Genomic DNA, 24,082 nt, shown 5'->3' on the forward strand with positions numbered 1-24,082 from the left:
TGAAAGCGCACAACGGGGAGCGCTTCCTGGCCCCTGGCAAACCGGCCTTTTACCCGTAGCTTACTGATTTATATGTAGACGTGGCAAATTAATAGCTTGATATGGGTTAGTGAAAATTTTCTTAATAAGTTGAACACTTTAACTCATATCCATTACCTGAAAAACTGCTTAGTCGTTTTGGTTATTTATTATTTCTATCGCTTCTTTAATTGTTATTATCGGGATGGTTAACCTTACAAACATTAAGAAATATGTGCTGAAAATAGATCGGCTGACACTGGCTAAAGCTTAAGGGAATGCGTACTGCAATGACGACTCAGGTTCCTCCTACTTCTTTACTTCCGCTATCGCCGGAGCAGTTAGCCCGCTTACAGGCGGCGGTTGGTGAGTTTTCCCCAACCCAAATGGCATGGTTGTCCGGTTATTTCTGGGGCATGGTTAATCAACAGCCAGGTGTGGCTGCAACCCCAGCGGCAGTGGCTCCGCCAGCGCTGACGATTACCCTTATCTCTGCCTCTCAGACCGGTAATGCACGCCGCTTGGCGGAACAGCTACGTGATGACCTTCTGGCGGCTAAACTTAATGTCAATTTGGTCAATGCGGGTGATTATAAGTTTAAGCAAATTGCACAAGAACGCCTATTAATTGTCGTTGCCTCCACTCAGGGCGAAGGTGAACCCGCGGAAGAAGCGGTTGCATTGCACAAATACTTATTCTCTAAAAAAGCGCCTAAGTTGCCGGAAACCGCCTTTGCTGTGTTTGGATTAGGGGACACCTCTTACGAGCACTTTTGCCAGGCAGGTAAAGATTTCGACAGCAAATTGGCGGAACTTGGTGCTCAGCGCTTATTGGATCGTGTCGATGCGGATGTGGAATATCAGGAGTCGGCACAGCAGTGGCGTCAGCAGATCGTTGCAGTGTTACAGGCTCGGGTGCCGGCACAATCGGCAACTGCGGCGGCGGTAACTCAAAGTGGTGTCGTGGATGAAATCACATCCAGCCCATACAGCAAAACGGCACCACTGACCGCGCAATTATCGGTACAGCAGAAAGTGACAGGCCGTAACTCCGAAAAAGATGTCCGCCACATTGAAATAGATTTAGCCGATTCAGGTCTGCGTTACCAACCCGGTGATGCACTGGGGGTCTGGTTTGATAATGACCCGGCCCTGGTAGACGAGCTGCTCGCTCTGTTGTGGCTTAAAGGTGACGAACAGGTCAGTGTCGACGGGCAGAATCTGCCACTGCCACTGGCACAGGCATTGCGCAGCCATTTTGAACTGACACAAAATACGACGCTGATCGTTGATAAGTATGCGGCACTTTCCCGTGATGAGAAGCTGATTGCGCTGCTGGCAGATAAACCGGCGCTGCAACAATATGCCAAAAATACCCCGATCGTTGATATGGTTAGACAGGCCCCGTCTGATCTCAATGCTGATCAGTTGATTGCGCTGTTACGGCCACTGACGCCGCGCTTGTACTCCATTGCTTCCTCACAGGCTGAGACTGAAAACGAAGTACATATCACTGTGGGTGTGGTGCGCTATGACATTGATGGGCGGCCACGTACCGGAGGGGCGTCAGGGTATTTGGCTGATCGGCTGGAAGTGGAGGGTGATATTCGAGTCTTTATCGAACATAACGATAACTTCCGCCTGCCTGCTAACCCGCAAACGCCAGTTATCATGATTGGTCCCGGTACCGGTATTGCACCTTTCCGCGCCTTTATGCAACAGCGTGAGGCCGATGGTGCGAGTGGCAAGAATTGGTTGTTCTTTGGCAACCCTCATTTCACCGAGGATTTCCTCTATCAGGTTGAATGGCAGCGCTATGTTAAAGACGGCTTGCTGACCCGCATTGATCTGGCTTGGTCGCGCGATCAGGCCCATAAAATATACGTACAAGACAAACTGCGCGCACAGGGCGCAGAACTGTGGAACTGGATACAACAAGGTGCCCACATTTACGTCTGTGGCGATGCTAACCGCATGGCCAAAGACGTTGAGCAGGTTTTACTGGACGTGGTGGCTCTGCACGGTGCAATGGATACCGAGCAGGCTGATGAATATTTAAGTGAGCTGCGCCTGGCGCGCCGTTATCAGCGGGATGTGTACTGATGAATGAAAAACACCCAGGGCCATTAGTCGTTACTGGAAAACTGTCTGATGGCGAACGTATGAAGTCGGAAAGCAATTTCCTGCGTGGGACCATTGCCAAAGACTTGAATGACGGTCTAACGGGTGGTTTCAATGGCGACAACTTCCTGTTAATCCGCTTCCACGGTATGTACCAGCAGGATGACCGTGATATCCGCGCCGAACGCGCCGAGCAGAAGCTGGAACCACGTCATGCCATGATGCTACGTTGCCGCTTGCCAGGGGGGATTATTACCCCACAGCAATGGTTGGGAATTGATAAGTTTGCGGCGGATAACACCTTATACGGCAGCATCCGTATCACCAATCGCCAGACATTCCAGTTCCATGGCATTCTGAAAGGTAATGTTAAACCGGCCCATCAGTTGCTTAATCAATTGGGGCTGGATGCGTTGGCGACGGCAAACGATGTAAACCGTAATGTACTGTGTACGTCGAACCCGGTGGAATCGGTGCTACATCAGGAAGCCTACGAATGGGCGAAAAAGATTTCTGAGCATTTGCTGCCGCGTACTCGCGCTTATGCCGAAATTTGGTTGGATGCGGAAAAAGTGGCGACCACCGATGAGGAGCCGATTCTCGGCGCGACCTATTTACCGCGTAAATTTAAAACTACAGTTGTTATTCCTCCGCAAAATGATGTGGATCTACACGCCAACGATCTCAACTTTGTGGCTGTCGCCGATAAAGGCAAACTGATTGGCTTTAACGTGTTGGTAGGCGGTGGGCTATCCATTGCTCATGGTGATAAGAATACCTATCCCCGTAAAGCGAGTGAATTTGGCTACATTCCGCTACAGCACACGCTGGCTATCGCTGAAGCGGTTGTTACCACGCAGCGGGATTGGGGCAATCGTACCGATCGCAAAAATGCTAAAACCAAATATACGCTGGAGCGAGTAGGGGTAGAAACCTTCAAAGCGGAAGTTGAAAAGCGCGCAGGCGTCAGTTTCGGCGCTATTAAGCCTTATCAATTTACTGGTCGTGGCGATCGTATTGGCTGGGTGAAAGGCATTGATAAAAAATGGCATTTAACCCTGTTTATCGAAAATGGCCGTTTGCTAGATTATCCTGGCCGTAGCCTGAAAACCGGTGTGGCAGAAATTGCTAAAATCCATCAGGGTGATTTCCGCTTAACTGCGAATCAGAACCTGATTGTGGCAGGGGTGCCGGAAAAAGATAAAGCCCGTATTGAGGCGCTGGCCCGTGAGCATGGCTTGATGGATGACAGTGTCAGCCCGCAGCGTGAGAACTCCATGGCGTGTGTTTCATTCCCAACCTGCCCATTGGCTATGGCCGAAGCTGAACGCTTCCTGCCAGAGTTTGTTACCCGTATTGAAGGTATTTTGCAGCAACACGGTTTGCCCAATGAACATATTGTGATGCGAGTTACCGGCTGCCCGAACGGCTGTGGCCGTGCTTTACTGGCAGAAGTAGGGCTGGTGGGTAAAGCCGTTGGTCGTTATAACCTGCATCTGGGTGGCAACCGGGAAGGCACTCGGATACCGCGGATGTATCGTGAAAACATCACCGAAGATGAAATTCTGGCAATTACCGATCAGTTGGTTGGGCGCTGGGCAAAAGAGCGCCATGCTGATGAAGGTTTCGGTGACTTTGTGATTCGCGTTGGTGTGATTGCTCCAGTGATTGATTCAGCCCGTGATTTTTATGACGTACAGGAGGCGGTGTGAGCCAATTTAACTTGAGTGAACTTAATGCCCTGCCGAAAGCAGAACAAGCGGCGGCACTGGTACTGGTTAACGGTCAACTTGAGCATTTAACCGCGCAAGAGCGGGTGAGCTGGGCATTGGAAAATCTACCGGGCGAGTTTGTACTTTCTTCCAGCTTTGGTATTCAGGCCGCCGTTTGTTTGCATCTTGTTACGCGGCAACGTTCTGATATTCCAGTAATTCTTACTGATACCGGTTACCTATTCCCAGAAACTTATCAGTTTATTGATGACTTGACTGAGAAGCTTCAACTTAACTTACAGGTATTTCGTGCCCCTCATAGCCCGGCTTGGCAGGAAGCCCGTTACGGTAAATTGTGGCAGCAAGGAGTCGAGGGTATTGAACGTTACAATGACCTGAACAAAGTGGAACCTATGAATCGGGCGTTGGAAACGCTGGGGGCTCAAACGTGGTTTGCTGGTCTTCGCCGTGAACAATCAGGCAGCCGGGCACAGCTACCGGTGTTAGCCATTCAGCGCGGCGTTTTCAAATTGCTACCGATTATCGATTGGGATAATCGGCAGATTTATCAATATCTGACCCAAAATGGCCTGAGCTATCACCCTCTTTGGGAACAGGGTTACTTATCGGTCGGGGATACTCACACTACCCGTAAATGGGAACCGGGAATGAGCGAAGAGGAAACTCGCTTCTTTGGGTTGAAACGCGAATGCGGCCTGCATGAAGGTTGAAGCTAATATCAACGCTATTTATAGCCCTGTGAGTGTTACAGCTCAGTGAATGAAGAGTGGACCATCCCCGATGGGCGTTCCGGCGACTGATGCGTAACGCCTACACCCAACCGCACGTTCTCCCTTTATTTGAATTTGTCTGTGGTCTGAGGGCGCTGCCTGTGCCCTCATTTTCATTATCTATTAGCTGATGATTCTCTCACGTGCCAATTCAGCCAGAAATTGGCTACGGTTCTTATAACCCCGGTGTGTGGCGATAAACTTATCAATGGCGGTCAGCAGATTTTGCGACATGGTCAGATTGAATTTGACCGCCTTACTTTCATATTTGGCCGGATCAATCTCAACAAACCCCAAAATCCCCGCTTCTTCTTTTAACCGGGGATCCCCAATGTAACGCTGTGGATCTTTCGGGGGCGTGGGTAATGGAAAACCTTCATCCATCAGTGCTTCAATATGAACAGCAAAGGCTTCTTCGGCATTTTTACTGATATCGGCAAAGGTATTGCCAGCAAAGAAACAACCGTCAAGATCGGGAAAATATCCATCGAATCCTTCAGTAGTACTGAAAATAAAAATAGGGTAGATCATGGTTAACTCCCTAAGCGTTTATACCCGTCATCATTCAAACCCTATGTGTGGAGGCGGTTCCCAGTGGGTGACTTCACACCTTCCTGCAATCGCTTTATTAATTCGCCACTCTCCATGTGATCTCCTGGTGAGTCGCTGGTGGGTATTATACCCACCAGCGAGGTTGAGTCAATTAATTATGGGTGCTATACCCACCAGGAGTTATACGTGAAAAGCACGAAAAAGGGCGATCATAATGATCACCCTGACATTGAATTTGTTGGTTTTTATCTGTATTTTGCGCGAAGTTACGCAAAGCCAATATTATTTTTTATCAGCAGCGAGCGCTTGTATCAGGGGCAACAATATTTTCACACTATCGTGTGAACGTTTACTGATACGACCCGGTAAGTACTTATCCAGATAATTTAAGTTATCTAGCTGGCTTTGATGACGGGTTATACCTTGAGGAAAGTGGCTACTGATGGCCCGTTGCTGACAACCCTCTTTGTTACCCAGGCTGTAGTTGCTTGCTTCGACAGATAACACCGGTAATCCGGCGTTATAGAAGATATTTTTATCCGCCCTACAGGGGGAGCTAATCTGGTTTTTAACTGTGGCGGCAGTAATGCCATACCGACGTGCCAACGCAAGTGCCTGATCCCTTGCAGCAATGGCTGTGGGCTGGTTACTGGCATTAAAATAGAGCCGGTCACCGGTTATCAGACTATCTAAGTTGATCACCAGCAGTGTGTTGGCTTTCTCCGTTTTACTCATTCGTTGCAGATAGTTCTCGGCACCTTGTGCACCTATCTCCTCGGCGCTGAGTGCCACAAAACGCAAATCATAGCGCAATGGTGTGTCTTTCAGATGTTCAGCCAGTTCCAGCATAACGCCGACCCCTGCCGCATTGTCATCGACCCCTTGTAGCGTCAGCCCACCCAGATTCTTATCTAAATCTTTATCACTTTGCGGTGTGTAGGTATCAAAGTGCGCCATGATAATTATCTGTTTCTGGTCATCCGCTTTGCCAGTCGCCTGCTTTTTATCGAGAGTTGTTATGTTGCGAGCGGCAATCACCGAGGTGGCAGTCAGTGTGTGCCAGCTTGGTTTACCGTTTTTACTGGTATACAGATAGCGGGTATTAAAACCCCGTAGGTTGCTTTGATAACCCATTTGCTGAAAACGGTGGTTGATATACTCAGCAGCCAGTAATTCTGCCGGGCTACCCGCCATACGGCCGGGAAAGTAGGTGCTGATATGGCGGATTTGTTGTTCAGCGATTCGACCAACGGCCTGAGTCGTAGCGGCATGCAACGGTAAGACGGTACTGAAACACAGGGTGAATAGTGCCCACTTTAGGCGACGGCGGGAAAACATACCGAAATATCCTTGTTATAGTCTGGGCCATGCCTCGCAGCATGGACAATACAACTCTTTCCGGTGCTTAGTATGAAACTGTCTACACCAATAGACAATTTGTATACTTCCTAAAGTGTAGAAATTTTATGTCAGTAAGTAAGAAAATCGCCCTGAGTGCGAATTGGCTAACTTAGCTGCAAGCCATGCTGTTACGCCTATATATCATTATGGAACTTGTAATTACTTTTCGTCATTTCATAAGGCCATGCCCCCCCCCTATAGTCACCCTACGCTTTATCATGTAATTGAAGGACGTTGTGGACTATCTACCTCTATTTGCCGACTTGAAACAGCGCCCAGTATTGGTTGTTGGCGGCGGCGAAGTCGCTGCGCGAAAAATTGATTTACTCCACCGCGCGGGTGCACAGGTGAGGGTAGTGGCACAGGCTCTTTCATCTGAACTGGAACAACAGCATCAGGATGGCCGCATTAACTGGCTTGCAAAGGTTTTCTTGCCGGAACAGTTGGATGATGTTTTTTTGGTGATTGCCGCCACCAACGATACCGTGCTGAATGCCGCTGTTTTTACCGCTGCGGATCAGCGACATCTTTTGGCTAACGTGGTTGATGACCAACCCCGCTGCTCGTTTATCTTCCCGTCGATTGTCGATCGCTCCCCTCTGGTGGTGGCTATCTCCTCTGCCGGTCAAGCTCCGGTGCTGGCGCGTTTACTGCGTGAAAAGTTAGAGGCCCTGCTACCTGCCAGCCTGAGTGATATGGCAGCCGTTGCCGGGCGCTGGCGTGGTCGGGTTAAACAGCATATCGCCTCGATGGGAGAGCGCCGTCGCTTTTGGGAAAATGCATTTAGTGGCCGCTTTGCAAGTCTGATTAGCCGTGGTCAGTTAGCACAAGCCGAAGAGGAATTACAACGGGAGCTGGAGGGGCAGCGCAGCACTCAGGGTGAGGTTGCTTTGGTGGGGGCGGGGCCTGGTTGTCCAGGTTTGCTGACATTACGTGGCCTGCAAGTGATTCAGCAGGCTGATGTGGTGTTATATGACCATTTAGTCAGCCCGGAAGTGTTGGATCTGGTACGGCGTGACGCTGAACGTATCTGTGTCGGCAAACGGGCGGGAGCACACTCGGTAGCACAGGAAGAAACCAATCAATTACTTGTCTCGCTGGCGCAGCAGGGGAAACGGGTAGTGCGGCTGAAAGGCGGTGATCCGTTTATCTTTGGCCGTGGTGGTGAAGAGCTGCAAATGGTGGCGCGTGCGGGCATCGCGTTTCAGGTGGTGCCGGGAGTGACGGCGGCAAGTGGGGCGACAGCCTATGCGGGTATCCCCCTGACGCATCGTGACTATGCTCAGAGCGTGACCTTTATTACCGGGCATTGCCGCGCCGATGGCGATGATTTGGATTGGCCGGCACTGGCTCGAGGCCGCCAAACTTTGGCGATTTATATGGGAACAGTGAAAGCCGCCGAGATTAGCCGTCAGCTCATAGCCCATGGTCGGGCAAGCACCACCCCTGTAGCGGTAATTGGCCGGGGAACCCGTGCTGACCAACAAGTTTTGACGGGCACACTGGCCCAACTGGAATCATTAGCACATCAGGCGCCGACCCCAGCACTGCTGGTTATCGGTGAAGTGGTGGATTTACATCACCAAATCGCCTGGTTTGGGCAACAACCACAGACTGAACAGGCTATCAGCCCGTCAGTCGTGAATTTGGCATAAAGGATCTGTTATGGACGAAAAACGACTCACTCATTTGCGGCAATTGGAGGCGGAGAGTATCCATATCATCCGTGAAGTGGCCGCTGAATTCGGTAATCCGGTGATGCTCTATTCTATCGGTAAGGATTCCTCTGTGATGCTGCATTTGGCGCGCAAGGCCTTCTTCCCCGGTAATTTGCCATTCCCGTTATTGCATGTGGATACCGGTTGGAAATTCCGCGAGATGTATGAATTTCGCGACCGTACCGCTAAAGCATTTGGCTGCGAGCTATTGGTCCACCGCAACCCGGAAGGGGTAGCGATGGGCATTAACCCGTTTGTTCACGGCAGCGCCAAACACACCGATATCATGAAAACCGAAGGCTTGAAGCAAGCGCTGAACAAATATGGTTTTGATGCTGCATTTGGTGGCGCACGGCGTGACGAAGAGAAATCCCGCGCCAAAGAGCGTATTTATTCGTTCCGTGACCGCTTCCATCGCTGGGATCCAAAAAATCAGCGCCCGGAACTGTGGCACAACTACAACGGCCAAATTAACAAAGGCGAAAGTATCCGCGTGTTCCCGCTGTCCAACTGGACTGAGCTGGATATTTGGCAATATATCTTCTTGGAAAAAATCGACATTGTTCCACTGTATCTGGCAAAGCCTCGCCCGGTGGTTGAGCGTGATGGCATGTTACTGATGGTGGATGACGACCGAATTGATTTACAACCGGGTGAGGTCATTACTCAGAAGATGGTGCGTTTTCGCACCTTGGGCTGTTGGCCATTGACTGGCGCGGTAGAGTCCGAGGCTGAAACTTTACCGGCCATCATCGAAGAGATGCTTATCTCTACCACCAGTGAGCGTCAGGGGCGAATGATCGACCGTGACCAATCCGGCTCGATGGAGCTTAAAAAGCGTCAGGGATATTTCTGAGGAGCGCCCAATGAGCACGAAATTACAAGATCAGCCCGTTGTCGATGAGCTGTCAGTTTCAGAGAACAAATCGATGATTTTACAAAATACCTCTATCGCCCAGCAGATTGCCAACGAGGGTGGAGTAGAAGCTTACCTGCATGCCCAACAGCATAAAACGATGTTGCGTTTTCTGACCTGTGGCAGTGTGGATGACGGTAAGAGCACCCTGATTGGGCGTTTACTGCATGATACTCGCCAAATCTATGAAGATCAGTTATCAACGCTGCACACTGACAGTAAACGTATTGGCACTCAGGGTGAAAAATTGGATTTGGCGTTATTGGTTGATGGCTTGCAGGCCGAGCGTGAGCAGGGCATCACCATTGATGTGGCTTATCGCTATTTCTCAACCGAGAAACGCAAATTTATCATCGCGGATACACCGGGGCATGAGCAATATACCCGCAATATGGCGACCGGGGCTTCTACCTGCGATCTGGCGATTTTGTTGATCGATGCCCGCAAAGGGGTATTGGATCAAACTCGCCGTCACAGCTTTATCGCTACATTGCTGGGGATCCGCCATTTGGTAGTGGCGGTGAATAAGATGGATTTGGTGGAATATCAGGAAAGCGTCTTCGAACAATTTAAAGAAGATTACCTGAGTTTTGCCGAGCAATTACCCACGGATCTCGACATCAAGTTTGTCCCTCTATCTGCGCTGGATGGCGATAATGTGGCATCACCGAGCGAGAAAATGAATTGGTATTCCGGCCCGACACTCCTGGAAGTGCTGGAAAGTGTTGATGTGGTCAATGCCAGCCGGCAGCAGCCGCTGCGCTTCCCGGTGCAGTATGTTAACCGGCCAAACCTGGATTTTCGTGGTTATTCTGGCACCTTGTCTGCCGGTGTGGTGCGCGTTGGGCAGAGAGTAAAAGTGCTGCCGTCCGGTATGGAATCAAGTGTGGCGCGCATTGTTACTTTTGATGGTGACTTGGAGCAAGCCATCCCCGGCGAAGCCATAACCTTGGTACTGACTGATGAAGTGGATATCAGCCGTGGCGATTTATTGGTTGATGCCAGTGAGACCTTAATAGCGGCGCAAAATGCGCTGGTGGATGTGGTGTGGATGGCGGAACAGCCGTTAGTGGCTGGACAAAGTTATGACATCAAAGTAGCGGGGAAAAAGACCCGTGCGCGGGTGGAAAATATTCAATATCAGGTGGAAATCAACTCATTGACCCAGCGGGTAGTTGACAGCCTGCCGCTTAATGGCATTGGTTTGGTTGAACTGGCATTTGATGAACCGCTGGTGCTCGACAGCTATCAACGCAATCGGGATACCGGTGGCATGATCTTTATTGATCGGCTGACTAATGTCACTGTTGGTGCAGGGTTAATTCGCGAAACGCTGGCGTCGGTTTATCAGGAAAATACTGAATTCAGTACGTTTGAGTTAGAACTGAATGCTTTGGTTCGCCGCCATTTCCCACACTGGGGCGCGCGTGATCTGTTAGGGGGTAAATAACTTGTACGCCGATCCGTTGAAAACGCATGATGTTAATGAATCGGGCGCTCTGCCGGCTGATGAGAATATCATCTGGCATCCCCATGCGGTGACCCGAGAGGATCGGGAGCAACAGCATGGGCACCAAGGGGTGGTGCTGTGGTTTACCGGTTTATCTGGCTCAGGGAAATCTACCCTTGCCGGTGCGCTGGAACAGGCACTGTTTGCTCGCGGTGTTAGCACTTACTTACTGGATGGCGACAATGTGCGCCATGGTTTATGCCGTGATTTGGGTTTTTCTGATACTGACCGGCGCGAGAATATTCGTCGCGTCGGGGAGGTGGCCAAACTGATGGTAGATGCCGGGTTGGTGGTGCTGACGGCGTTTATCTCACCTCATCGGGCTGAGCGGGAAATGGTGCGCAATATGTTGGCATCAGGCCAGTTTATTGAGGTATTTGTCGATACACCGTTGGCTATTTGTGAGGCCCGTGACCCTAAAGGTTTGTACAAAAAAGCCCGTGCTGGCGAGCTGAAAAATTTTACTGGCATTGACTCTATTTATGAATCACCCGAACACGCTGATATTCATTTGCCGGGTGAACAATTAGTAACAAATTTGATTGAACAATTGTTAGACGTACTGCGTGGTCGAGCTATTATCAAATCCTAAATGATACCCTTTGTACTTGAAGCTACAGGGCCGTTAGCTGCACGCATTCACCCGAATCACTTGACTGTGTAAGCGCATCGGGATGTATTAGCTTGCTGCCTACCTGTAACGCTAATTACGCTGGGTATCTATACTAATGGCTACCGGCAAAACGCCCTTAGAGCGTGCTGGTAAACTGTGCCCACAGGATTGCTATGCAGAATATCACCCAAATTATTATCGACGAACAGCGGGAAAGGGAGGAGCCGTCATACTCCTTTCTCGGTGGTGTTACAGGCTTTGTTTTCTATTGGCTGGCGTTTGCGATACCTTTCTTTGTCTATGGTCCCAATACCGTCTTCTTCCTGCTGTACACTTGGCCGTTCTTTCTGGCGCTGATGCCGGTTTCAGTGTTGGTAGGTATTGCTTTGAGTGTGTTATCGCGCGGTAATCTCTTATTTACCATTGGTGGGAGTGGTATTGCCGTATTGTGTTTATTCTGGATGCTGTTTTCATTTCTTACTGGTTGGTGAGCAAATCGGCGGGCTATTCGGTTTCACCCGATAATAACCCGCTTCAATTTGTAACATCTTCAATGGGTAACCGTTTACCCTTGCGCTGAAAGCACCTTACTGAGAAATGCCTGAGTTCGCGGGTTAGTCGGGGCGGTAAAGATTTTTTCCGGTTGCCCCTCTTCCTGTATCACCCCTTGATCAATAAACAACACCCGGTCGGCAACATCTCGGGCAAAGCCCATTTCATGAGTCACTACCACCATGGTCATCCCTTCCAGTGCTAATGCTTTCATCACCGCCAGCACTTCACCGACTAACTCCGGGTCCAGCGCTGAAGTCGGTTCGTCAAACAACATGATTTTAGGTTCCATTGCCAAGGCTCGGGCAATGGCGACGCGTTGCTGTTGACCGCCAGAAAGACTGCTGGGATAGGCATCAATCTTATCGAGCAATCCCACCTTGCGTAACAACAATTCAGCCCGTTCTATGGCTTGCGCTCGTGGCAGCTTTTTAACATCCATAGGTGCCATGGTTAGGTTTTCCAACACCGTCATATGAGGGAATAGATTAAAACGTTGGAACACCATGCCGACACTTTCGCGCATCCGGTTGAGATCGGTTTTCGGGTTATGGATCTCAAAACCATTAACGGTTATTTCCCCCCCGGATAACGTCTCCAACGCATTAATACAGCGCAAAAAGGTGCTTTTACCCGAACCGGATGGGCCAATGATGCAAACCACTTCTTTTGGCTGAATGTCGCAAGAAATGCCACGCAACACATGGGTTTCGCCAAATTGTTTTTGTAGGTTATGTACGTGAATCACTTTTACCGAACCTCTTTTCCATATGCCGCACTAATAGCGAAAGTAAGAATGTGATAACCCAATAAACCAGTGAGATGGTCAGGTAGGGTTCCCAATAAGTCGCATAGGCACCAGAAACGGTGCGAGCAGCATAGGCTAAGTCAGCCAGGCCAATCGCAGAGGCCAGCGATGAATCTTTTACGATAGCGATGGCATTGTTACCCAGTGGCGGTAACATCCGGCGGAAAGCCTGAGGCAGAATAACCTTGCGCATCGTTTTGCCGTAGCTCATTCCCAATGAGCGCGAGGCTTCCATCTGGCCGCGATCAATTGACTGAATACCCGCACGGAAAATCTCAGAAACATAAGCACCCGCGTTCAGCGTGATAGCCACGACGCAGGATAAAAAAGCACCGTAATCTGAGCGCAGCATTCTGGCAAAATCAGAAGACATAATGCCATTGGTGACCAGAATGCCATCCCGTGGGTTAATAAACAGTGGCACCAGCGCGAAATGCACCACCATTATTTGCACAAATAAGGGTGTGCCACGAATAGCACTAATATAGATGCGTACTGGCCATTGAACGAAATAGTACAATACTGGCTTCCAGATACCGTGAGGCGCTTGCGCCAGACGGCCCAGACCGAGGGTTAACCCCCAGGTTGTGCCCAAAATCACACAGATAATGGTGCACTTAATTGTCATCCAGGCACCGTCCATAAACAGTGGGGCGTATTCCTGAATGATTTCCCAACGAAATCCTGACATAGGGTGATCCGGTCAATCAAGCCACCGCGCATTCACGCAGCGGTGGCGTATATAAGAAAGGGTTATTTTGCTGGCTGGGTTGCGGCTGGCAGTGTTGGTACCTGTGCATCAAACCATTTTTCATAGATTTTGGCGTAAGTGCCGTCAGCAATGATTTTCTGTAAACCACTGTTGATTTTGGTGCGTAATTCTTCATTACCTTTCGCCACCGCAATACCGAAATATTGGCGCTCAAACTTGGTATCGGAAACCAGTTCAAAGGCTTTTTCCGGGTGGGTTTTCAGGTAGAACTTGGCGACACCTACATCACCTACGGCGGCAGCGATGCCATCTTCGTAGAGTTCTTGCAGCATCAGTGGCGTGTTATCAAAGCGTTTGATCGCAGTGCTGTTTTTACCCAGAACATCGGATACCACGATGTCGCCGGTGCTTGAGTTCACCACGCCAACATTCAGATCTTTCAGTGCCGCAATGGAATCAACTTTAGAGCCTTTAGCCACGACGATAGTTTGTTCGGCAGGGAAATAAGGATCTGAAAAATCAACCATTTGTTTACGTTTATCCGTAATGGTGATACCCGAAATGATGATATCGCGATCACCGGAGCCTAATGTGGCAAAAATCCCTTCCCACGGCGTATTCACCAATTTGACCTGAAAACCTTCAGCTTTACCGATAGCTTTGATGATATCTATATCAAAACCTTCCAGTTGTTTTTGGCTATTTTCATACTCAAATGGGCGGTAGGTACCACCGGAACCGACAACATAAGTCGGCTCGGCTGCAACAACGCTACCCGCAGACAATACGGCGGCCAGACAAGTTCCGACCAGCATTAAACGTTTAAACATGTGAATCTCCCGGTAAAAGTAGCAACGAGTTAAGGTAAATTTTTTATTTATGCAGTTTGAGTGCATAAAAATAAACTTTTATACCTATAAACTCAACTGTAATGGGGTTTATTTGTTTTAGGCGAGATTAAATATGCATTTTTAACTTGAGTGTTGGTATAAGCTAATGCCAAAAACAGTTTTTGCAGTGTTTATCTCTGCATGATTTGCAGGGGGCAATAAGAGGTAGTGACAGCAGGGCTTACCGCGCACTCAAAACCAGCAATTAATGACATTTTGTAGATTTGCATGGTATTTTTGCCGGAAATCATCCTTAATCTGAGCTTTATGACCTATTTCCTTCACAGAGTGGAGTCCGACGAAAAGTTGTGGGATGATTAGGCAGTTTTTCAGGGGGCGGGAATGGGAAAACTTACACTACTATTGCTGATTTTACTTGGCTGGCTACAGTATTCACTGTGGTTGGGCAAGAATGGTGTTCATGATTTTGTTCGGGTTAAGGATGACGTGGCGCTGCAAGAGGCCAATAACGGCAAACTTAAAGCTCGGAACGATCAGCTATTTGCTGAAATTGATGATTTAAATGGTGGTCAAGAGGCTATCGAAGAACGCGCACGTAACGAACTGGGCATGATCAAGCCTGGCGAAAGTTTCTATCGTCTGGTTCCTGACCAATCCAGACGTAATGCGGGTATCCCTTCGTCGTCCAATAACGCGCAATAATAAATAATGAGTAATTTTGCAGTTTCCCTTCCTGACGTCATTGCGGTATTACCGGCTGCAGGTATTGGCAGCCGTATGCAGGCTGATTGCCCTAAACAGTATTTAACTGTGGCAGGCAAGACAATCATTGAACATGCTATTTTTTCTTTGCTTCGGCATCCACGCGTTCAGCGGATTATTGTGGCAATACATCCGCAGGACACGCAGTTTTCAACGTTACCTATTGCGCAGGACCCGCGGATCACGCTTGTTCACGGTGGTGAGCAGCGGGCTGATTCGGTGATGGCGGGCTTACAATGTGCAGGGCAGACTGAATGGGTGCTGGTCCATGATGCGGCTCGTCCTTGTTTACATCTCGATGACCTTGAAAGGTTGCTGTCGATTATCGACCATAGCCATGTCGGGGGCATTCTGGCAGCACCAGTACGTGACACCATGAAGCGCAGTGAGGCCGTTGTCCAAATTGGCGATCATCCAGCCATTGCCCATACTGTAGATCGTCAAGCGTTGTGGCATGCCCTGACACCTCAACTTTTCCCGCTTGAGTTATTAAAAACATGCTTGGCCCGCGCCTTGCGCGAAGGGGCGGTGGTCACTGATGAAGCTTCTGCATTAGAACATTGCGGCTATCATCCGATATTAGTGTCTGGTCGTTCGGATAATATCAAAGTGACGCGCCCTGAAGATCTGGCCTTGGCCGAGTTTTATTTAACCCAACGTCAATAGCCCAACTAATGGGTGTTGCCGCCAGTAAATTCCAGCAGGCCTGGCCCAGTCATTGTGATTCTGGTGAGTAACAGCGGCTAATGCTGCTGCAACCTCAAGTAATAAAGGCATTATAAGGAGTGCAATTAATGCGAATTGGTCATGGTTTCGATGTTCATAAATTTGGCGGAGCTGGCCCACTTATTATCGGCGGTGTGCGTATCCCATATGAGATGGGCCTATTGGCACATTCCGACGGTGATGTCGCATTACATGCTGCTACCGATGCAATATTGGGGGCGGCTGCGTTAGGGGATATCGGCAAATTATTCCCTGATACCGATCCGGCATTTAAAGGTGCTGATAGCCGTGCTTTGCTGCGTGAAGCTTATCGCCGTATTCTGGCGAAAGGCTACCGGCTGGGTAATCTGGACATTACCATTATTGCCCAGGCACCTAAAATGGCCCCCCATATCCCGCAAATGCGCGTGCATTTGGCGGAAGACCTACAATGTCATATGGATGATATCAACGTAAAAGCCACCACCACGGAACAACTTGGTTTTACTGGCCGTGGTGAAGGTATTGCATGTGAAGCCGTGGCGCTTTTGGTTAAAGCATAACAGGGTTAAGGCATAACGATGGACATGGAAAATCTAACCTGGCTGCACGGCAAACCCAAAGCGAGTGGCATTTTAAAAGCCAATCCCGAAGATTTTGTGGTGGTTGAGGACTTAGGCTTTGAACCTGATGGTGAAGGCGAACATTTGCTGATCCGTATTCGCAAAAATGGCTGTAATACGCAATTTGTTGCTGACTATCTGGCGCGTTTTGCCAAGCTTCATCCGCGTTTAGTAAGCTATGCGGGTTTGAAAGATCGCCACGCAGTCACAGAGCAGTGGTTCTGCTTGCACCTACCGGGCAAAGAAGCACCAGATCTCGCTACGTTCGAGCTGGAAGGGTGTGAAGTGCTGGAAGCAGTGCGGCAGAAACGTAAGCTGCGTATCGGTTCACTGAAAGGCAATGCTTTTACCCTGGTGTTGCGTCATATCACTGATCGTCAGGATGTAGAACAACGGTTGCAGCAGATTGCCGCACAGGGAGTGCCCAACTATTTTGGCAGCCAACGGTTTGGCCGTGGTGGTAATAATCTGGTGCAGGCTCGTCTGTGGGCGAATAATGAGATTCGGGTCAAAGAGCGCAGTAAACGCAGCTTTTACTTGTCCGCTAGCCGTAGTGCGATGTTCAACCTGATTAGCAGTTGCCGTCTGGCGCAACAGCAAGTAACCACGGTGCTGACAGGCGATGCTTTACAGTTATCTGGTCGTGGCAGTTGGTTTGTGGCCAGTGCTGATGAATTGGTGGCGTTACAGCAGCGTGTTGATGCGGGTGAATTGAATGTGACGGCCCCACTGCCAGGCGACGGCGAACTGGGAACGCAGGACGAAGCATTGGCTTTTGAGCAGTCATGTATCGCGGATCAAAGTGAATTACTGGCGTTGATTAAGCGTGAACGTGTTGAGGCTGCTCGCCGGGCTGTACTGCTAAAGCCACAGAATATGGTGTGGAGCTGGTGGGATGACGTAACCCTTGAACTCAGCTTCTGGCTACCCGCGGGCAGTTTTGCCACCAGTGTGGTAAGAGAAATAATGAATCAGGATAATGCCGATGCTGCGGATATTGCTGAGTAACGACGACGGTATTTCTGCGCCAGGGATACAAGCGCTCGCCGCTGCATTGCGCGAGTTTGCGCAGGTACAAATCGTCGCCCCAGATCGTAATCGCAGCGGTTCTTCCAATGCACTGACTTTGGACTGTGCATTACGCATTACCACATTATCCAATGGCGATATTGCCGTGCAGCAAGGTACTCCGACAGATTGTGTCTATCTCGGGGTAAATGCGTTAATGCGCCCCCGGCCTGACATTGTGGTTTCCGGTATCAACGCAGGCCCGAACCTGGGGGATGATGTTATCTATTCCGGCACGGTGGCCGCCGCAATGGAAGGGCGGCATTTAGGCTTTCCTGCTCTGGCGGTGTCACTCAACGGTCATCAGCATTATGCTACGGCAGCAGCAGTCACTTGCCGTTTATTGCGTGCTTTACAACAAAAGCCGTTGCGTACCGGTAAGATACTTAATATTAATGTACCTGACTTACCCTTATCTGAAATTAAAGGTATTCGAGTTACACGTTGTGGTAGTCGCCATCCAGCAGAGCAGGTATTTTGTCAGCAGGACCCACGGGGGCAAGATCTCTATTGGATTGGACCGCCGGGGGAGAAATTTGATGTAGCACCGGACACTGATTTTGCTGCGATTGAACAAGGTTATGTTTCTATAACACCACTTCAAGTTGATTTAACCGCCTATGCGGCGCAAGACGTGGTTGAAAACTGGTTAGCCAACATTACTGGTTAAAACACCTAGGGTGACGAGGAATGGTAAATAAACGCATGCAGACATTGTTGATGCTGTTACGTCAGCAAGGTATTCACGACGAGCGCTTGTTACAAGCGATCGAAGCGGTGCCGCGCGAGCGTTTTGTTGATGAGGCGTTGTCCCATAAGGCATATGAGAATACAGCTCTACCTATAGGTTCAGGGCAAACTATTTCTCAGCCGTACATGGTGGCACGGATGACCGAATTGTTGCAATTGACACCGACTTCTCGGGTATTAGAGATAGGTACCGGTTCTGGCTATCAGACCGCAATTTTGGCGCATTTAGTCGAACATGTCTGTTCAGTTGAACGAATCAAAGGGTTACAGTGGCAGGCAAAACGTCGCCTAAAGCAACTGGATCTGCATAATGTCTCTACCCGCCATGGTGATGGCTGGTTAGGTTGGGCATCACGCGGGCCATTTGATGCGATCATTGTCACAGCAGCTCCGCCAGAAATTCCAAGTGCCTTACTTGAACAATTGGATGAAGGTGGGATATTAGTTCTTCCCGTTGGGGAGCAGGCTCAAACCTTGAAATGTGTGCAACGCCGTAACAATGAATTCCAAATTGAGACGGTAGAGGCCGTGCGTTTTGTTCCTTTGGTTAAAGGTGAATTGGCCTGAATAAATGCCTTTAGACCCATCATACTTCAAGCTGCATGTGCGTTGGCTGCGCTCAATTGCCGCCTTCCTGCAACTTGAATTATTTAGGGTATATTTCAGTCTTAATCTTTAACTAAAGTCGAAGTGCAGTTTTTTTGTGCTAAAGATTGGCCGAAAATCAGTAATATAAATTTTATGGTATGGCAGGCGCGGTATTGATAGCATGCGCGCTTCTGTATCTTGTTTCTTCAGTGCGAGTCAGCATGTGTCTTGCCTGCGCTGTGGAACCTTTTAATACTCGAAAATGAGTGGAATAGTCGTATTCGGCATGGCGTTTTAACAGTCGTTAACTGACCACTTTAACTACAGTGTAAAAGGTATTTTGGATATATCGCTTATTATTGCTGTCATGGGGGAAGCATGAGCACGGGAAGCCCAATGATTACATTACGCCGGGTAGCGGCATGTACGGTTATGAGTTTATGGTTGGTAGGTTGTAGTAATGACTCCTCAACATCTGCGCCAATCAGCAGTGTTGGCGGTGATCGTTCAGGGACCATGCTAAGTGGCTCGGATACGAATAGTTCCGGTAGCCGCATCGTTTATAACCGTAGTTACAACAGTATCCCCAAAGGAAGTTACAACGGTAATACCTATACCGTTAAGCGTGGTGACACGCTGTTTTATATTGCCTGGATAACCGGGAATGACTTCCGTGACCTGGCAGCAAAAAACAATATTGCTGAGCCATATAGCCTGAATGTTGGACAATCTATCCAGTTGGGTAATGGGTCGGGTGGTGGAATGTTAGCCGCGACCGATGCCACATCAGGTGGAATGACAAAACCGCCGGCAAATATTCAGAACACAACTACAACGGTTGATTCTCAATCAACTAGCGCGTATTCTGGAAACTCGGGTAAACAGAATGTTGGTAAAATGTTACCAGCGTCAGGGGCAGTTGTCGCTACAACCGCACCTGTTACCGCGCCAAGCAGTACCATCAGTGATCCAACCAGTAATGGTGGTCCAGTCAGTAGCTGGAAATGGCCAACTGAAGGTAAAACGATCGATAGCTTCTCGGCTTCCGAAGGGGGCAATAAAGGGATAGATATCGCCGGTTCTCGTGGGCAACCCATCTTCGCTACAGCAAACGGGCGAGTTGTGTATGCTGGGAACGCACTGCGTGGTTACGGTAATCTTATTATCATCAAACATAATGATGATTACCTGAGCGCCTACGCTCATAACGATACAATGCTGGTCCGGGAACAAGAAGAAGTGAAGGCGGGTCAAAAAATAGCAACCATGGGTAGCACCGGAACCAGTTCAGTTAGATTGCATTTTGAAATTCGTTACAAGGGGAAATCCGTAAACCCGCTGCGTTACCTTCCGCAGCGATAGATTGGGCAGAATACGCTGTATTCTGCTCGCCGGATTCACGGGTAGGAGCAGCATATGAGCCAAAATACGCTGAAAGTTAACGAGTTGCATGAAGATGCTGATTTTGATGAAAACAGTACGGAAACTGAAATTTTCGACGAAAAAGCATTAGTAGAGGATGAACCTACTGAAAGCGAGTTAGCAGAAGATGAGCTGTTGGCGCAAGGTGTTACCCAGCGAGTGCTGGACGCGACGCAGCTCTATCTTGGTGAGATTGGTTATTCGCCGCTGTTAACCGCAGAAGAAGAGGTTTATTTTGCCCGGCGTGCATTGCGCGGTGATGTGCCTTCACGTCGGCGTATGATTGAAAGTAACTTGCGGTTGGTGGTGAAGATCGCCCGCCGTTACAGTAATCGCGGTTTAGCACTGCTGGATTTGATTGAAGAGGGAAACCTCGGTCTTATTCGGGCGGTGGAAAAATTTGATCCTGAACGCGGTTTCCGTTTCTCCACTTATGCCACTTGGTGGATTCGTCAAACGATTGAACGGGCGATAATGAACCAAACCCGGACCATCCGTTTACCTATCCATATCGTTAAAGAATTAAACGTTTATTTGCGTACTGCACGAGAACTTTCTCATAAATTGGACCATGAACCGAGCGCTGAAGAGATTGCTGAGCAACTCGACAAACCGGTTGATGACGTGAGCCGTATGTTACGTCTGAACGAACGTATCACTTCTGTTGATACACCGTTAGGCGGCGACTCAGAGAAAGCCTTGTTAGATATTCTGTCCGACGAAAATGAAAATGGTCCAGAAGATACAACGCAAGATGACGATATGAAGCAAAGTATCGTTAAATGGCTGTTTGAATTGAATGCTAAACAGCGCGAAGTGCTGGCCCGTCGTTTTGGTCTTTTAGGATATGAAGCAGCAACGCTGGAAGATGTTGGCCGTGAAATTGGTTTGACGCGTGAGCGTGTCCGCCAGATTCAGGTTGAAGGCTTACGTCGTTTGCGGGAAATTTTGCAAACACAAGGCTTGAGCATTGAGGCGTTGTTCCGTGAATAAATTTACCCGCCTTTCTGCAACACGAAATAGTTAGGGTATAGATAGTTATTCTTATAAAACACAAAAACGGTGAACAGATGTTCACCGTTTTTTTATGCCCGTTTACACCATATTCTTCAGGCGATAAATCCATTCCAATGCCTGACGTGGTGATAGTGAGTCTGGATCCAGTGTTTCCAATGCTTCAACCGCAGGTGGTGTCTCTTCATTTAACAACGTCAGTTGTGAGCCATCAATCTTACTGGCTGCGGCATTATTAGACAGGGACTCCAGCTCTTTCAGTTTTTGCCGTGCCCGCTTAATCACATCACGTGGTACACCGGCCAGGGCTGCGACTGCCAGACCATAACTTTTACTGGCTGCCCCATCCTGCACACTGTGCATGAAGGCGATAGTTTCGCCATGTTCCAGAGCATCAAGGTGGACGTTTACCACACCTTCCATTTTTTCCGGTAGGGTGGTTAACTCAAAGTAATGAGTGGCGAACAGCGTCATCGCTTTAATACGGCTCGCCAGATTTTCAGCACAAGCCCAGGCCAATGAAAGGCCATCATAAGTGGATGTACCGCGACCAATCTCATCCATCAGCACCAGACTTTGCTCCGTGGCGTTATGCAGGATATTGGCTGTTTCCGTCATTTCGACCATGAAGGTGGAGCGGCCTGAAGCCAGATCGTCAGCGGCACCTACGCGGGTAAATATGCGATCAACCGGGCCAATGATAGCGCTTTCCGCCGGAACATAACTCCCCATGTGTGCCAACAAAACTATTAAGGCTGTTTGGCGCATATAGGTACTTTTACCCCCCATATTCGGGCCGGTAATGATCAGCATCCGCCGCTGAGGTGATAACGTCAGCGGGTTAGAAATAAAGGGCTCACTGAGAACCTGCTCGACGACCGGGTGGCGGCCAGCAGTAATTTTAATCCCCGGTTTATCACTCAGGGTTGGGCAGTTGTAGTTGAGTGTTTCCGCTCTTTCAGCCAGATTCGCCAGTACATCCAGTTCCGCCAACGCATTAGCACTGATTTGCAATTCAGGCAGATGTGGCAACAGAAGATCGAAAATCTCTTCATATAACCCTTTTTCAATCGCCAGCGCTTTGCCTTTAGAGGTCAGAACCTTGTCTTCATACTCTTTCAGTTCTGGAATGATATAGCGCTCAGCATTCTTCAGGGTTTGTCTACGGACATAATGAATCGGAACCAAGTGGCTCTGACCACGACTTACCTGAATGTAATAGCCGTGGACGCCATTAAAACCGACCTTCAGTGTATCCAGGCCCAGCTTTTCACGCTCACGGATCTCCAGCCGATCCAGATAATCGGTAGCACCATCGGCCAGAGCTCGCCATTCATCTAGTTCAGCATTATAACCCGGCGCAATGACACCACCATCACGTACTAACACTGGCGGTGCTTCTACAATTGCCCGTACCAACAGATCCTGTAATTCATCAAACTGACCGACTTGTGACAGCAAATTTTGCACGTGGGGAACATCCACCGATTGCAGTAGACGGTGAATCTCCGGCAATTGCTGGAAAGCATGGCGCATCCGCGCTAAATCTCTTGGGCGCGCAGTGCGCAGCGCCAAACGAGCCAGAATACGTTCTAAGTCGCCTACCTGACGCAACGGCGTTTGCAGTTCGGCGGTGATATCTTGCAAGCCGCCGATTGCTTGTTGGCGATCGCTTAATACCTTGATATCGCGCACCGGCATATGCAGCCAGCGTTTCAACATACGACTGCCCATTGCGGTCACACTGCAATCGAGAATAGCAGCTAACGTATTTTCAGACCCACCAGACAGGTTCTGAGTCAGTTCAAGGTTACGACGGGTCGCGGCATCCATCACAATGCCATCTTGCTGGCGCTCCATGGTTAAACCGCGGATATGGGGTAGAGAGGTACGTTGGGTATCTTTGACATATTGCAGTAGGCAACCCGCAGCGCGCAGTGCCTGATGGGCCTGCTCTACACCAAACCCGATTAAATCACGGGTGCCGAATTGCAGATTAAGCTGCTGACGGGCGGTTTCTAGCTCAAACTCCCATAATGGACGGCGGCGCAAGCCATGCCGGTGTTCTATCAACGACATCTGCTCAAAGTTTTCTGGGTAAAGTAACTCTGCGGGATGCGTTCGCTGCAACTCGGCAGCCATGGTTTCAAGATCTGCGGGTTCCGCAACCCTAAAGCGACCGGAACTGATATCTAACGTCGCATAGCCAAAACCGCGCGCATCCTGCCAGATAGCCGCCAGCAGATTATCCTGACGTTCTTGTAGCAGAGCTTCATCACTGACAGTACCTGGTGTCACGATACGCACTACTTTACGCTCAACTGGCCCTTTACTGGTGGCGGGATCACCGATTTGCTCGCAAATTGCGGCAGATTCACCTAACTGGACCAGCTTCGCCAGATAGTTTTCTATCGAATGATAAGGTACCCCAGCCATCGGAATAGGCTCACCAGCGGAGGCTCCGCGTTTAGTGAGTGAGATATCCAGTAGCTGTGAAGCTCGCTTGGCATCACTGTAGAACAGTTCGTAAAAATCCCCCATCCGGTAGAACAATAGAATGTCAGGATGCTGGGCCTTGAGCCGAAGATACTGCTGCATCATCGGGGTGTGAGAATCGAGTTTATCGGTATTATTCATGTGGTTATGATTTATAGTCCATTGAATTTAAAGTTAATTGTGATTTTTATTATTATCGTTAGCTATCACATGATTTTACGGTTAACACGGAAATCTCGCCATCAATGCCGGCACAACAGCCGATAAAAATAAGCTATGAGCTTGAAACAGAAGGGGATGTAATTACAACCATTCATCAAGTCCTTTTTCCAGCCGATATACTAGCCCAGCAGCCCCAAAACTGACATAGGTAAAACTCG

At 49.2% G+C, this 24,082-nt stretch carries 22 protein-coding genes; 16 read left to right on the forward strand and 6 right to left on the reverse strand.

The window, feature by feature from the left end; translation table 11 throughout:
• Positions 1–308 precede the first annotated feature (308 nt).
• From cysJ to Q2T71_RS02770, 3 genes are read left to right on the forward strand one after another with little or no spacing between them, the layout of a single operon-like run.
• Entirely contained in the window at positions 309–2,120 is a 1,812-nt protein-coding gene (gene cysJ, locus Q2T71_RS02760) for an NADPH-dependent assimilatory sulfite reductase flavoprotein subunit (protein ID WP_372559823.1), read from the forward strand.
• Complete coding sequence (gene cysI / locus Q2T71_RS02765) at positions 2,120–3,850, forward strand: assimilatory sulfite reductase (NADPH) hemoprotein subunit (protein ID WP_372558055.1); 1,731 nt, start codon at positions 2,120–2,122, stop codon at positions 3,848–3,850. The genes cysJ and cysI overlap by 1 nt, the downstream gene beginning before the upstream one ends.
• Positions 3,847–4,581 carry a phosphoadenylyl-sulfate reductase gene (locus Q2T71_RS02770; protein ID WP_372558056.1) on the forward strand — a complete coding sequence of 245 codons (735 nt, stop codon included), beginning with the start codon at positions 3,847–3,849 and terminating at the stop codon, positions 4,579–4,581. Before cysI ends, Q2T71_RS02770 begins: the two co-directional genes overlap by 4 nt.
• Before the next feature lie 183 nt (positions 4,582–4,764).
• On the opposite strand, the gene Q2T71_RS02775 is transcribed toward Q2T71_RS02770, so the two are convergent.
• Positions 4,765–5,172: a type II toxin-antitoxin system HicB family antitoxin gene (locus Q2T71_RS02775; RefSeq protein WP_372558057.1), complete on the reverse strand. Its 408-nt coding sequence runs from the start codon at positions 5,170–5,172 to the stop codon at positions 4,765–4,767.
• A gap of 303 nt (positions 5,173–5,475) precedes the next feature.
• A complete protein-coding gene (locus tag Q2T71_RS02780; RefSeq protein ID WP_372558058.1) occupies positions 5,476–6,531 on the reverse strand; it encodes an aminopeptidase in 1,056 nt (351 codons plus the stop codon).
• 299 nt (positions 6,532–6,830) lie between these two features.
• Here Q2T71_RS02780 and cysG point away from each other — a divergent pair, with 299 nt between their 5' ends.
• From cysG to Q2T71_RS02805, 5 genes are all read left to right on the forward strand, one after another.
• Positions 6,831–8,249 (forward strand): siroheme synthase CysG, encoded by a 1,419-nt coding sequence (gene cysG / locus Q2T71_RS02785; protein ID WP_372558059.1) that lies wholly within the window; start codon positions 6,831–6,833, stop codon positions 8,247–8,249.
• 10 nt (positions 8,250–8,259) lie between these two features.
• Positions 8,260–9,168: a sulfate adenylyltransferase subunit CysD gene (gene cysD / locus Q2T71_RS02790; RefSeq protein ID WP_004706274.1), complete on the forward strand. Its 909-nt coding sequence runs from the start codon at positions 8,260–8,262 to the stop codon at positions 9,166–9,168.
• 10 nt (positions 9,169–9,178) lie between these two features.
• On the forward strand, positions 9,179–10,678 hold the full coding sequence (gene cysN / locus Q2T71_RS02795) for a sulfate adenylyltransferase subunit CysN (RefSeq protein WP_372558060.1): 1,500 nt from the start codon (positions 9,179–9,181) through the stop codon (positions 10,676–10,678).
• Position 10,679: 1 nt separating this feature from the next.
• Complete coding sequence (gene cysC, locus Q2T71_RS02800; RefSeq protein WP_372558061.1) at positions 10,680–11,330, forward strand: adenylyl-sulfate kinase; 651 nt, start codon at positions 10,680–10,682, stop codon at positions 11,328–11,330.
• 194 nt (positions 11,331–11,524) lie between these two features.
• A complete protein-coding gene (locus Q2T71_RS02805) occupies positions 11,525–11,842 on the forward strand; it encodes a DUF3561 family protein (protein ID WP_083160403.1) in 318 nt (105 codons plus the stop codon).
• Positions 11,843–11,916: 74 nt separating this feature from the next.
• Here Q2T71_RS02805 and Q2T71_RS02810 read toward each other — a convergent pair whose 3' ends face one another.
• From Q2T71_RS02810 to Q2T71_RS02820, 3 genes are all read right to left on the reverse strand, one after another.
• The gene (locus tag Q2T71_RS02810; protein WP_372558062.1) at positions 11,917–12,651 is read right to left on the reverse strand and encodes an amino acid ABC transporter ATP-binding protein; all 735 of its coding nucleotides are present in this window, start codon (positions 12,649–12,651) and stop codon (positions 11,917–11,919) included.
• Positions 12,635–13,402: an amino acid ABC transporter permease gene (locus Q2T71_RS02815; protein WP_005181636.1), complete on the reverse strand. Its 768-nt coding sequence runs from the start codon at positions 13,400–13,402 to the stop codon at positions 12,635–12,637. The genes Q2T71_RS02810 and Q2T71_RS02815 overlap by 17 nt, the downstream gene beginning before the upstream one ends.
• Positions 13,403–13,464: 62 nt before the next feature.
• Positions 13,465–14,253, reverse strand: coding sequence for a basic amino acid ABC transporter substrate-binding protein (locus Q2T71_RS02820; RefSeq protein ID WP_372558063.1), 789 nt, complete (start codon positions 14,251–14,253; stop codon positions 13,465–13,467).
• Between the two features lie 402 nt (positions 14,254–14,655).
• Here Q2T71_RS02820 and ftsB point away from each other — a divergent pair, with 402 nt between their 5' ends.
• From ftsB to rpoS, 8 genes are all read left to right on the forward strand, one after another.
• On the forward strand, positions 14,656–14,976 hold the full coding sequence (ftsB, locus tag Q2T71_RS02825; RefSeq protein ID WP_083160397.1) for a cell division protein FtsB: 321 nt from the start codon (positions 14,656–14,658) through the stop codon (positions 14,974–14,976).
• A gap of 6 nt (positions 14,977–14,982) precedes the next feature.
• Positions 14,983–15,702 (forward strand): 2-C-methyl-D-erythritol 4-phosphate cytidylyltransferase, encoded by a 720-nt coding sequence (gene ispD, locus Q2T71_RS02830; protein ID WP_372558064.1) that lies wholly within the window; start codon positions 14,983–14,985, stop codon positions 15,700–15,702.
• Positions 15,703–15,830: 128 nt separating this feature from the next.
• Positions 15,831–16,304 (forward strand): 2-C-methyl-D-erythritol 2,4-cyclodiphosphate synthase, encoded by a 474-nt coding sequence (gene ispF, locus Q2T71_RS02835; RefSeq protein WP_083160395.1) that lies wholly within the window; start codon positions 15,831–15,833, stop codon positions 16,302–16,304.
• An 18-nt stretch (positions 16,305–16,322) separates the two neighbouring features.
• Positions 16,323–17,372 carry a tRNA pseudouridine(13) synthase TruD gene (gene truD / locus Q2T71_RS02840; RefSeq protein WP_372558065.1) on the forward strand — a complete coding sequence of 350 codons (1,050 nt, stop codon included), beginning with the start codon at positions 16,323–16,325 and terminating at the stop codon, positions 17,370–17,372.
• Positions 17,350–18,102 (forward strand): 5'/3'-nucleotidase SurE, encoded by a 753-nt coding sequence (gene surE, locus Q2T71_RS02845; protein WP_083160391.1) that lies wholly within the window; start codon positions 17,350–17,352, stop codon positions 18,100–18,102. Before truD ends, surE begins: the two co-directional genes overlap by 23 nt.
• Before the next feature lie 20 nt (positions 18,103–18,122).
• Complete coding sequence (locus Q2T71_RS02850) at positions 18,123–18,749, forward strand: protein-L-isoaspartate(D-aspartate) O-methyltransferase (protein WP_050086457.1); 627 nt, start codon at positions 18,123–18,125, stop codon at positions 18,747–18,749.
• A gap of 417 nt (positions 18,750–19,166) precedes the next feature.
• Positions 19,167–20,132, forward strand: a complete 966-nt coding sequence (gene nlpD / locus Q2T71_RS02855; RefSeq protein WP_372559824.1) for a murein hydrolase activator NlpD — start codon at positions 19,167–19,169, stop codon at positions 20,130–20,132.
• Between the two features lie 54 nt (positions 20,133–20,186).
• Complete coding sequence (gene rpoS, locus Q2T71_RS02860) at positions 20,187–21,185, forward strand: RNA polymerase sigma factor RpoS (RefSeq protein WP_019210991.1); 999 nt, start codon at positions 20,187–20,189, stop codon at positions 21,183–21,185.
• A 102-nt stretch (positions 21,186–21,287) separates the two neighbouring features.
• On the opposite strand, the gene mutS is transcribed toward rpoS, so the two are convergent.
• A complete protein-coding gene (gene mutS / locus Q2T71_RS02865; protein WP_372558066.1) occupies positions 21,288–23,843 on the reverse strand; it encodes a DNA mismatch repair protein MutS in 2,556 nt (851 codons plus the stop codon).
• Positions 23,844–24,082: the final 239 nt, after the last annotated feature.

Origin of the sequence: Yersinia sp. 1652 StPb PI (assembly GCF_041538345.1) — a bacterium.
Taxonomy (GTDB): Bacteria; Pseudomonadota; Gammaproteobacteria; order Enterobacterales; family Enterobacteriaceae; genus Yersinia; species Yersinia enterocolitica_E.